This window comes from Xanthobacter autotrophicus (assembly GCF_029991245.1).
GTDB classification, from domain to species: domain Bacteria; phylum Pseudomonadota; class Alphaproteobacteria; order Rhizobiales; family Xanthobacteraceae; genus Xanthobacter; species Xanthobacter autotrophicus_C.
On the sequence record NZ_JAIVFO010000049.1, the window covers coordinates 19680 to 29393 of the forward strand.

Sequence of the window (9714 nt, forward strand, 5' to 3'; positions counted from 1 at the left end):
GAACATCACCACGGCGAAGCGCACGTCGGAACGACGTATAAGCGCGCCCTCGAAACTAATTTCTCGGGACTGCTCGCGCCGTTTCAGCCCGTCCCGGCAATCTTACAGCATTGCAGCAGGCGCTCAACTATCATCGCTCCATCGACAGCTTATGGAGGATATGGTGAAAGTAGAGATGAAGCGCTCCATCTCCTTGCGGAGACAAGTTTCTCCATCCCTCTTCCCGAACCGGACGTGCAGGTTTCCAAGCATCCGGCTCTCTATGCATGGGCGCTCGCGCGCCTATGGGTGGGCCTCAGATATGTCTGAGACGTTGGAACGCATTCCAGAAGCCGCGCACGCTTTCGCGTTGCTGGTGCTCCCCGTCTGTGGTCCATCCGTTCGGTTTCGCAATACTCTGGTCCGGGTAACGCATGGTCCCTCCGTCACAGAGAAACCGCAGGCGTTTGGTCCCTTCGGTCCATTGCCGTCGTTGTCCCGGGGCGCTGAGATGATAGCGGCGGCGCAGCATCGGCCACGTCGCTTTTCCGTGCTTTCTTCTCAGCCAGCGTCCCACGCGCTGCCATATCCAGCGATCGAGGTGGTTGAACTCCCGATATGCTCTTATGGCGTATCGGTAGTAGTTCCTCCATCCCACGATGACCGGATTGAGGTTGCTGACGACTTCGGCGAGAGAGCATCCGGTGGGGATGCCTTTCACCATGACTTTGATCTTGTGACGCAGGTCGTTCAGCTTGCCCTTCGGTATGAAGAGCTTGCCGACCCAATGCCCCGTGTGGAGCGCTTTTGCCTGCACTACCCGATAGCCAAGGAAGTCGAAGCCTTCCCTGATGTCGGTGACCCGAGTCTTTTCCATCGACAACTCCATGCGAAGTTCCGTTTTCAGGAACTCCGCCAGCGCGAGCTTTTCCGCTTCCGCTTGCTCTCTCGTGCCGTCAACGAGAACAACGAAGTCGTCCGCGTAGCGCACCATGTAGAACGCCGTCTTGCCCTGTTTGCGGTCTCTCGCCCTTCGGGCAGCAGCATTTATACTTGGTTCTCGAGGGCGCATGGACCATCGTCCGTAACGTTCGTCGATAGCTGTCAGGTAGATATTCGACAGCATCGGCGAGATGATCCCGCCTTGCGGCGAGCCTGTTACGGGGTGACGAACGGTCCCCTCGATCATCACGCCTGCCTTCAGGAATGCGAAGATCAGCCTCAACACCTTGCGGTCACTGATGCGTCGTCGCACGCCCTCCATCATGACGTGGTGATCAATGGCGTCGAAGCAGCCCTTGATGTCGCCTTCTATGACGTATCGATAGACCGAGGGTCCGCGCCTTGTCGGATGAAGGACTTTCTGGATTCTCACCAGAGCATCGTGGGTGCTCCGTCCTTTGCGGAACCCGTAAGAGGTCGGATAGAAGTCCGCCTCGAAGATGGGCTCCAGGATCAGCTTCAAAGCCATCTGTACCAGGCGGTCGATCAGCGTGGGAATGCCGAGTGGCCGGAACTGCCCCGGCTTGCCGGGCTTCGGGATGAGCCGTTGCCTGACAGGCTCCGGGCAATATGTTCCGTCGCGGAGCGCCTCTCGGATTTCTTCGAGGAACGCCGCTGCGCCACCGGGACGCCGTTCGACCGTGAGCCGCGTCATCCCATCCGTGCCCGGTGTCCGACTGCCGCTGTTGCGGGAGAGCCTTCGCCAAGCCTCGTTCAGGGTTCTGTGGTCACATACGAGATTGAACAGATCAACAAAGACCTTATCGGGGTCTTCGTTGCTCCACCGATACAGCTTGCGCTGCATGTCGAGGACAAACGAGATATTCACCTCGCCGGACATGCGTCCACCTCCTGCCTGCTTGCTGTATCCACTGCCTCCCTTCGCCATGTGGACGGCTTTCCCGTCCTCGGACTACTACGAAGGCTCCGTCCCTTATCGTCACGATCGCTGGTCACTTCAGCCATCCGGTGTCGGAAACTGCCGGAAGCAACGACAAGGTTCTTAGGTTCCGTAACTGATCTCTCGCCTGCTTTAGGCGCCGACTCTACCCCGTGTGAAATCTGGCCTCGATACCACGCAAACCCATATCGAGGCTGGCGCGCAGCATGCTGCGTGCCCCCGGTCCATGTACGCATAAGACGGACCAACACTTCACCGATCCGTGGTTCGCACCATGGATCGACCCGCCCACTTCCGAGTTGGCGAGTTCGCGGTTCTACCGGGGCGTCCACCATCGGTTCGGTTTCCCTCGCCATGGCAAGCTCGCTGGCCGGACCGGCTACGGGATCGGAAGTCCCCGTCCGTCCGACTTTGATGAGTTCTGCTGATTTATGGCTCCCCGGAAGCACCCGGTTTGCCTCACCCATCTGCTCACCGCCGCATGTTGCGTCATACGGCGTGCGGGGTCTCTCACCCCGCGAGATCAGAAACGACTGTAAAATCAAAGCACTCCTCTCTTTGATAGGGACCTAACGCACATGCGCAAGCCACGGGACTTCGATGCGGAACTGAAGTCGCTCGAAGACAAGGCGCGAGACCTGAAATCCCGCAAGGTGCAGCAGCTTGGCGAGCTGGTCATCTCGACCGGCGCCGACGCCCTCAGCGCCGACGAACTGGCTGGCGCGCTGATCGTGCTGGCCGAAACCAAAGATGCCGGAAAGAGGGAGGCATGGGCGAAACGCGGGGCCGCGTTCTTTCGGGGGCGGTCACGGCGAACTGCATCGGCGTCTGATCGCGACGCTGGCGGCGTTGCGACGCAATCGGGCGACGCGCAATCGGTATCAAGCGGCGCAAGCACGTCATGACATGAGCACTTGGCAGGTCGAACGTCGCAAGCGCACGCGGCATCTGATCGAACTCGGCGGCCTCGTCGTCAAGGCCGGAATCCTGGACCTGACCGGCGACGACCGCGCCACGATCTACGGCGCGCTGCTTTGGATGGCCGACAAGCTTCGAAGTGATCAGGGTGAACATGCACGGGGGCTCTGGGCCGCGAAGGGGAAGCAGGCATTCGACGATGGCTAGACTCCGAACCGTTCCCGCATTTCCTTGGCCTTTGCCCATTCGTCGCCCGGTATCCGGTCGATCAGTTCCTTCATCACCTTGACGAAGGTGGCTTTGAGCGTTTCGTCGCTCAGCGCCCTGGCGCGATCTGTCGAAAGCAGCGGACGCATGTCGATGAAGAAGGCCGGATTGACGAGTTTCTGGAACATGCGCTGCTGCGCCTCGGCCCTCGAAATCGTTAGCTCGGCCTTTTCAAGGTAGAGCAGGAAACATTCGACGATCCGGGCCGTGTTCAGCCTATCGAACACGGTGAGCGCGTGATCAAGGTCGAACAGATCGCGGCCCTTGTTGCGTTGAAGCAAGGCCCGCAGCTTGGTCGCCAGCATTTCCTCCCGCGAGAAAGTCGGGATTTCGGCCTCGCCGGTGAACCACGGATTTTCGACGCCGAACGGTATCTCGATGGGCGGATCGTAGGCTTCCCGCTCGCGCGTGTTGATTTCGATCTTGAGGCTGATCCGCACATCGGCGGACTCGCCTTCCGCATTGACACGAAAGCGAAGTTTGGGAGCGACGGGACTTGCATCGGACTTCGCCTCGCCAAGCCACGGTTCCAGCATGGCGCGAACGCCGTCGAGGACTGGCCCAATCGGGCCGGCGGTCGTCCGCACGAGGTCTATATCTTCCGAATAGCGCAGCGGCGCCGGGAAATGCAGCTTGTTGAGCGCCGTGCCGCCACGGAAGCGCAGTTCGCCGCGCAGGAACGGATCGGAGAAGATGGCCACCAGCGCGCGGCTGATGATGAGGTCTTGCTCGACTTGCCGCTGGCTTGCCCACGGCGCGACGCGGCTCCAGGCGGTGATGTAATCCTGTGGGATCATTCGTCGATCTCCGGCGGTCGGCGAACGATCACGCGCCAGCGTTCATCGCGTTCGGATGGCGACGGCGACAAATCGGGATCGCCCACCTGTTTGGGATCGAGTTCGACCCACGGAAGCGGGCCGCGCGCCGACAACGCCGCGAACATCGCTTCCGCTATCTGCGGGTGCCCCAGCCTTCCGAGCAGATGCCCAAGGCGCTGCACGACTGCTTTCTCGAAAGCGGCCGACAGGGAGGCGAGCTTTTCCGGTTGCAGCCGTTCGGCAAGCTCGGAAAGCACCGTCGCAATGTTGTCCAGGCCCGCGCCGGATTGCGGGTAGCGCACCAGATCGAGCGCCGTGAGTTCCGGCGAGGACAGCTTCATATAGCCCGATTGCGTCTTGCGATCCTCGATCCCCGCCACCGCCGCCGCCATGTCCTTGCGGTAGGAAAAGACGATCCGCGTCCGTCCGGCCTCAATGTCGGGCAGGAGTTTGTCCGTGACGACCTGAAACTCCATGACGGCCTGATGGGAAGCGCCGTGGGCCGCCGCCGCGGCCAGCAGTCCCACATAGTAGGGCCGGTTTTCGTGGCGCATCAGGGCGTCGATGTACCACTCGGGCGGCGGCGCTCCCGTCGTGGCGTGCTGTGGCGGTACGACCACGTAGAAGCCGCGCCGGGGCCGGATGAGCTGGCCGCGTCGCTGCAATCGCTCGGCGGCGTCGAGGAATGCGCCCCGGCTGATGCCGATGTCCTTCTGCGCTTCATCCGCAGAAAAGGCCCCCCGACCCCTGGCGAGCAGGCCGGAAGCGTAGGAGGACAGGGCTGATCGCTCGACTCGTATCATATCTCATTATCCGCTCTTAGCGCGGAATTTTCAATATGACGCTGTAGTCGGATTGTCCTTAAAAATCCGCTTTCAGGGCGGATTTTTCAATATGATACTGCGACGGCTTCGGTTCCAGCCGTAATTTGCCGAGAGGATCGTGACCACCACTATCTTCTCGAATTTTCTCTGATCCTCTATATGCTTCACGGAACGCGACTCACGGCGGGCGCATGGCCGACGAAATACTGACGATCCGGGAGGTGGCCGAGCTTCTCAAGCTCAATGAGAAGACCGCCTACAAGCTCGCCCTCGCGGGCGAGATTCCCGGCTTCAAGGTTGGCGGGTCGTGGCGCTTCGAGCGGGAGGCAATCGCAAGCTGGATCAAGCGCAAGGTCGAGGAGCAACAGAAAGGACGACCGGCATGAAGGCCGGTGCAGGGGACGTATGAACGCCGTCGAGATCGAGGAAGCCATATCGGCGCTTGCCGAGCTGCCGTTCGACGGCGGCGAGTTCCCGTTCGCCTTCCTGCAAGCCTTCGGGAACAAGGACACCACGATCAAGCGGCTGCGCGCCGGATCGACCAACGCATCCGATCTGCCCGGCGGCGTTCTCCAACGGAAAAACATCCACATCGCCGTCGCCGCACCCGGCTCGGTGACGCAGACCCTTGCCGCGCTCCGGGCCAGCCCTGCCACGGCGAAGGCCAAGGCGAGGTTCATCCTCGCCACCGATGGCGACAGCTTCGAGACCGAGGAGTTGGAGTCCGGCGAGACGGTCGCCTGCGCCTATGCCGACTTCCCCAATCATTTCGGCTTCTTCCTGCCCCTGGCCGGCATCACCACGGTCAAGCAAATCCGTGAAAGCTCGTTCGACATTCGGGCGACCGGGCGCCTGAACAGGCTCTACGTGGAATTGTTGAAGGACAACCCTGACTGGGGCACGGCCGGCCGCCGCCCCGACATGAACCACTTCGGCTCGACGAGAAATAACCCTTTTTAAAAATATCTCCGGCCCCTTACGTCTTCATTGAAAATTATCAACGGCGCGGAGCGCGTTGTTTGACCTATTTTTGGGTGTGTCGGAAGGCGTGTGCGCGGCAAGGCGCGCACACGCCCCGCTCGAAGGACCCCGCGTGACGCGACCTCATTCGAGTGGATTTGGATTGGAAGATCTACCGGAGCCGGCTCGGCTCGTCGGCGGCCAGGTAATCCTCCTCGACCTTGGTCAGATCAACCGTGTCGTATCCCGTAATCATCGGCATCACATGCGCACGGAAGGAATGTCCGACGGTCAGCAGGTAAATATGGATCACGATGAAAGCGAGGATGGCGAAGGCTGACAGCACATGCAGCCCCGCCACCACCTCCAGCACGGTCGCCGCGCCGGGCCGCGAGGACCATAGATCGTAGGTGAGGTAGATGATCCCCGAGATCCAGATGGCGGGAAACAGCGCCAGCTTGAGCCCGAAATAGGACAGTGCCTGCAGGGGATTGTGCTTGCGCCAATAGGCTTTGCGATAAGGATGATGCTCACCCTTGAAGATGCCCCAGGCATAAAAGCGCGCGACCTTGAAGAGCCCATCGGTCGTCGGCACGTAATGCACCCAAGTGCCGGTGGTAAGGTGCCAGAAGATGGCGAACACCCACAGCACCACCAGCGCGAGCGCGCCGAAGGTGTGCAGCGTCACCGCCTGCTGGAAGCCGATCAGATGGTGCAGCCCACGGATGGCAAAGCCCGTGAACAAGAGAAGGAAGATCAGAGCGGCCTGTGACCAGTGCCAGAAGCGCTCGAACAGCGGATAGATCCGAACCAGACGCTCACCCATGGCCGTTACCTCCCTGGCTGTGCGGGTTCGAGGCGGTGCCCTGGTCGTCACCGTCACCGTGGCGACCGCTGGCGGCGACGGCGCGCAGGCCCGCATGACCGACGATGCCCAGGAACACCGCGGCGAGCATGGCTGCGCCGAGCCAGTCCACGAGGTTGTTGGGATTCGTGCCGGGCATGTAGACCGTGGAGGCAAGCGCTGCGAGGCGCCCGTTCTCGCGGTGGCAATCGGCGCACCCAAGGGCCTGATCCTTCGGCGCCACCATATGGGTTATCGGCCAGTACATGCGCGTGTCGACGAAGTCGAACTTGCCCGAATACGGCTCGCCCACATAGTCCATGGCCGCCTTGAGCGACTTACCCCAGTCGAAATTGGTCCAGCGCGCCGTCGTCGTGTCGGGTCCATAGACGTGGTTATGCAGCAGCTTCATGAGCTCGGTGTCATAGGCCTGGCGCCCGGTCATGACTTTGAATGGCCAGATGCGCGCATCTGGATCATCGGGCCACCGGACAGGCGGTTGATCTCGACCGGCTTGGTGGGGTCGATCTGATCCCCGCTCTTCGTGTAGCGCACCTGGCCGTCGAACCATGCATATTGCGGCGTAACATTCTCACCCCAGGTGAAGTCGCCTTTGGTGGAAAGATAGGTATGCAGGTGCTTGCCGTCGCTCTGGACGAAGCCGTCCTCATGGAAGGGCTTGCCATCCTTGAGCTTTCCGGCGGTCGACCAATCCCAATTCGTCTTGGTGGCAACGCCCCCTTTGGCGAAGCTTGGAATATGGCAGGTCTGGCAGGCGACGCGGTCCGTATGGTCATTAAGCTTAAGTGCTTCGAGTGTTGCGTCTTTGTGCGGGCGCGTCCCATGGCACGACTGGCAGGTGGCGACGTCGCGGCGTTCGCCGGGCTTGCCTGTTCCGATCGTGTCGGCAGCGGTCACATCGTAGCGGCTGCCATGCCAGTTGTGGGCCTTGGAGAGGTGGCAGTCGGAGCAGGTGAAGTTGAGCCCGTCCTTGGCCATGTGCACGTCCACGGACCGATCCGGCGCAACCAGCGCGGAGGACAGGTCGCCGTGCTTCACATTATCGCCGCCGCCGCCGTAGAAGTGGCATTGCCCGCAATTCTCGCGGCCGGGCATTGCGACGCTCATGGCGGCCTTCGACAGATCGACGGGCGTCGCATTGGCGCCGGTGATGGTCATGGCCTTGGGCGGCAGCGGGGCCAGCGGCGGATGACCTGCCTTGTTGTCGAGTTTGGCGTAGGTTCCAGGCATGGCGTGGCAGGCAAGGCAATCCACGGCCGTTTCCTGCTTGGGCGGACCATCGGATAGCTTTTCCCAGCCATAGCCCGCGTGGCAGCTCGTGCAGCGCGGCTCGTTGGCGGCGACATTCCCGCAGAAGGAGTTGAGCACCTCGCTCTTGCCCAGCGTCTGGCCGGTCTTCGGATTGTCGAAGCGCCAGGTCCAATGGATCGAGCTCATCACCTGCTTGGAAGCTTCGGTGTGGCACGTGAGGCAGGCCGCAGTCACCTCGGGGCCGGACTTGAAATCCTGCTGAAGGATCTTGAACTTGGAATGGTCCGCGGTGCCCCCGGCGCGCGTGCGCGCTTTCGCTCCGACGGCAGCAGCCGTTTCGGCGGTGGCGGCCTTGTCTGCGGCAGGGCCCTGTTCGGCAGCGAGTGCCTGCCCGGTGACCGGGGCCTGAGGTTTTGGATCTGGCGTCTCAGCCCAAACCGGACCGACGGCGATCATGGCGAAACCTGCCGCGAGCGCCATCAGCCGTGACAAGCAGATGCTTGCCTTGCGCATCTTATTCCTCCCTTGCCCGCCTGAAGAGAGCGGTGCTCATTGTGTTTCAAGCCGCCCAGGATCCCGGGCGGGCCTATTCGGGCACGCAGATCTCCCCCGGCCAATGGCGACCAGCGTCCGGACGACAAGAGCAGTCACAACGGTGGTGACGATGCCAAGCAGGACAGCCGAAATGACGAAGAACGCGGTTCCGCTGATCTTCTCGTACATGGTGAGGCTCGCGATGGTGACCGCCGCAAGCGGGAAGGAATAAGCCCACCAGGACAAGAAAAAGGCGGCACGCATCAGGCGCGGCACTTGAGTAATCAGAAACAGCGTCATGAACAGGGCGAAATAATAGAGGATGTGCGCCGCCGCATCGACGTTGCCGGCAAGTCTCACATAGGAGAGGAAGCCGACAGCCGGCGGCGCGATCAGGATGAAAAGCGTCGGCGCCAGGCGCTCGGGCAGAGGATTGTGGAAAAGCACCCGGTTGATGATGATCGTGAACAGCACGATCCAGAACATGATCCCGATCGCGAAGAAGAACCAGGACAGCTCGACATAGCCGAGCGCCAAGCCGGACAATGGCACCAGCACGTTGCCCACCGCAGGGATGAACCATGCGGGGTTCAAATGGACGGTCTGGAAATGGTCGTGATTGAACCAGCTGTTCAGCACCAGCAGCATCAGGACCAAGTGCAAGCTGGCACCCACGGCGAACAGCGGCATCGCCATTGCCGGCCACATGTTGAGCGCGAGAATGCTCAGCAGCAGAAGGCTGATGGAAACCGCCGGGAAGAAGTGCAGCTTGACCGGATGACGGTATTCACCAACCACGTGCGAGGGGTGAAGCGCGACCTTCGCCCCATAAAGGCCGAGCAGGGTGAGGAACACCAGCGCGGCGGCGGCTGCGATTACGAGCGAAACCCACTCGGACGCGATGTAGAGGACATGAACTCCTTTTTGCCAGGCAAGCGCCAGGCCCGACAGCCCCATCACGGAGGCAAAGAACGAGATTGGCAGGTGCTCCAGCCTCGATTCGCGTGTCTCAATTTGCACGACATCGGTGGACATGATCCGGCTCCGCGAAAGATCTTATATAGTTGGGGGCAAGCGGCGAACTGTCGCAATATCGGCTTATTTTTAGCCGCTTCGACCGCCACGCTCATTGCGTATTCGCAATCCACGACTGTCCGATATCTGCGTTCTGAAGTCTCTTCAAGCGCTTGTGAGGGCGTAATCCATCAGATGCGAGATGCCCCCTTTTCGCGAGCAGCTTAGCGACACGGCTAAGCTTGGTTCTAGTTTGTGTTATGCTACCATTTTAGCCATCTGCGGCTAGGGACGCCGTCACCGGGTAGTGGGTCAGTTTGAAAATCTGTTGCGATGACCGGGGGCGGTGGAGAACCCTCTCCCGCTTGCGGGGGAGGGCAG

General features: G+C 61.1%; 8 protein-coding genes and 2 pseudogenes. 4 read left to right on the forward strand and 6 right to left on the reverse strand.

Going from position 1 to position 9714, the window contains the following annotated elements; genetic code table 11:
• Positions 1 to 295: 295 nt before the first annotated feature.
• Positions 296 to 1822 (reverse strand): group II intron reverse transcriptase/maturase, encoded by a 1527-nt coding sequence (gene ltrA / locus K9U41_RS10510; RefSeq protein WP_282640789.1) that lies wholly within the window; start codon positions 1820 to 1822, stop codon positions 296 to 298.
• A gap of 638 nt (positions 1823 to 2460) precedes the next feature.
• Between ltrA and K9U41_RS10515 the strand changes: the two genes are divergently transcribed.
• Together K9U41_RS10515 and K9U41_RS10520 are read left to right on the forward strand one after the other, a co-directional pair.
• Positions 2461 to 2787 carry a conjugal transfer protein TraD gene (locus tag K9U41_RS10515; RefSeq protein WP_282640790.1) on the forward strand — a complete coding sequence of 109 codons (327 nt, stop codon included), beginning with the start codon at positions 2461 to 2463 and terminating at the stop codon, positions 2785 to 2787.
• Position 2788: 1 nt separating this feature from the next.
• Entirely contained in the window at positions 2789 to 3007 is a 219-nt protein-coding gene (locus K9U41_RS10520) for a conjugal transfer protein TraD (RefSeq protein WP_282640791.1), read from the forward strand.
• Here the strand turns inward: K9U41_RS10520 and K9U41_RS10525 are convergent.
• Positions 3004 to 3864, reverse strand: coding sequence for a nucleotidyl transferase AbiEii/AbiGii toxin family protein (locus K9U41_RS10525; RefSeq protein ID WP_282640792.1), 861 nt, complete (start codon positions 3862 to 3864; stop codon positions 3004 to 3006). The two genes, K9U41_RS10520 and K9U41_RS10525, sit on opposite strands and share 4 nt — an antisense overlap.
• Positions 3861 to 4688 (reverse strand): type IV toxin-antitoxin system AbiEi family antitoxin, encoded by an 828-nt coding sequence (locus tag K9U41_RS10530; RefSeq protein WP_282640793.1) that lies wholly within the window; start codon positions 4686 to 4688, stop codon positions 3861 to 3863. The genes K9U41_RS10525 and K9U41_RS10530 overlap by 4 nt, the downstream gene beginning before the upstream one ends.
• 212 nt (positions 4689 to 4900) lie before the next feature.
• Here K9U41_RS10530 and K9U41_RS10535 point away from each other — a divergent pair, with 212 nt between their 5' ends.
• The gene (locus tag K9U41_RS10535) at positions 4901 to 5095 is read left to right on the forward strand and encodes a helix-turn-helix domain-containing protein (RefSeq protein WP_282640794.1); all 195 of its coding nucleotides are present in this window, start codon (positions 4901 to 4903) and stop codon (positions 5093 to 5095) included.
• A gap of 19 nt (positions 5096 to 5114) precedes the next feature.
• Positions 5115 to 5642 (forward strand): annotated as a pseudogene (locus K9U41_RS10540) (type IIL restriction-modification enzyme MmeI); the annotation flags it as partial.
• A 199-nt stretch (positions 5643 to 5841) separates the two neighbouring features.
• Here the strand turns inward: K9U41_RS10540 and K9U41_RS10545 are convergent.
• The 3 genes and pseudogenes from K9U41_RS10545 to K9U41_RS10560 form a co-directional block, all read right to left on the reverse strand.
• A complete protein-coding gene (locus K9U41_RS10545; RefSeq protein ID WP_282640795.1) occupies positions 5842 to 6495 on the reverse strand; it encodes a cytochrome b/b6 domain-containing protein in 654 nt (217 codons plus the stop codon).
• A pseudogene (locus K9U41_RS10555) lies at positions 6488 to 8298 on the reverse strand (tetrathionate reductase family octaheme c-type cytochrome). Before K9U41_RS10555 ends, K9U41_RS10545 begins: the two are co-directional and overlap by 8 nt.
• A 36-nt stretch (positions 8299 to 8334) precedes the next feature.
• Entirely contained in the window at positions 8335 to 9354 is a 1020-nt protein-coding gene (locus K9U41_RS10560; protein ID WP_282640798.1) for an SLAC1 anion channel family protein, read from the reverse strand.
• Positions 9355 to 9714: the final 360 nt, after the last annotated feature.

What these genes read in the sequence shown, in the direction of transcription:
- K9U41_RS10525 (WP_282640792.1), bottom strand. Translation starts at nt 3,864, where the DNA reads ATGATCCCACAGGATTACATCACCGCCTGGAGCCGCGTCGCGCCGTGG.
- K9U41_RS10560 (WP_282640798.1), bottom strand. Translation starts at nt 9,354, where the DNA reads ATGTCCACCGATGTCGTGCAAATTGAGACACGCGAATCGAGGCTGGAG.
- K9U41_RS10530 (WP_282640793.1), bottom strand. Translation starts at nt 4,688, where the DNA reads ATGATACGAGTCGAGCGATCAGCCCTGTCCTCCTACGCTTCCGGCCTG.
- K9U41_RS10520 (WP_282640791.1), top strand. Translation starts at nt 2,789, where the DNA reads ATGAGCACTTGGCAGGTCGAACGTCGCAAGCGCACGCGGCATCTGATC.
- K9U41_RS10535 (WP_282640794.1), top strand. Translation starts at nt 4,901, where the DNA reads ATGGCCGACGAAATACTGACGATCCGGGAGGTGGCCGAGCTTCTCAAG.
- K9U41_RS10545 (WP_282640795.1), bottom strand. Translation starts at nt 6,495, where the DNA reads ATGGGTGAGCGTCTGGTTCGGATCTATCCGCTGTTCGAGCGCTTCTGG.
- ltrA (WP_282640789.1), bottom strand. Translation starts at nt 1,822, where the DNA reads ATGTCCGGCGAGGTGAATATCTCGTTTGTCCTCGACATGCAGCGCAAG.
- K9U41_RS10515 (WP_282640790.1), top strand. Translation starts at nt 2,461, where the DNA reads ATGCGCAAGCCACGGGACTTCGATGCGGAACTGAAGTCGCTCGAAGAC.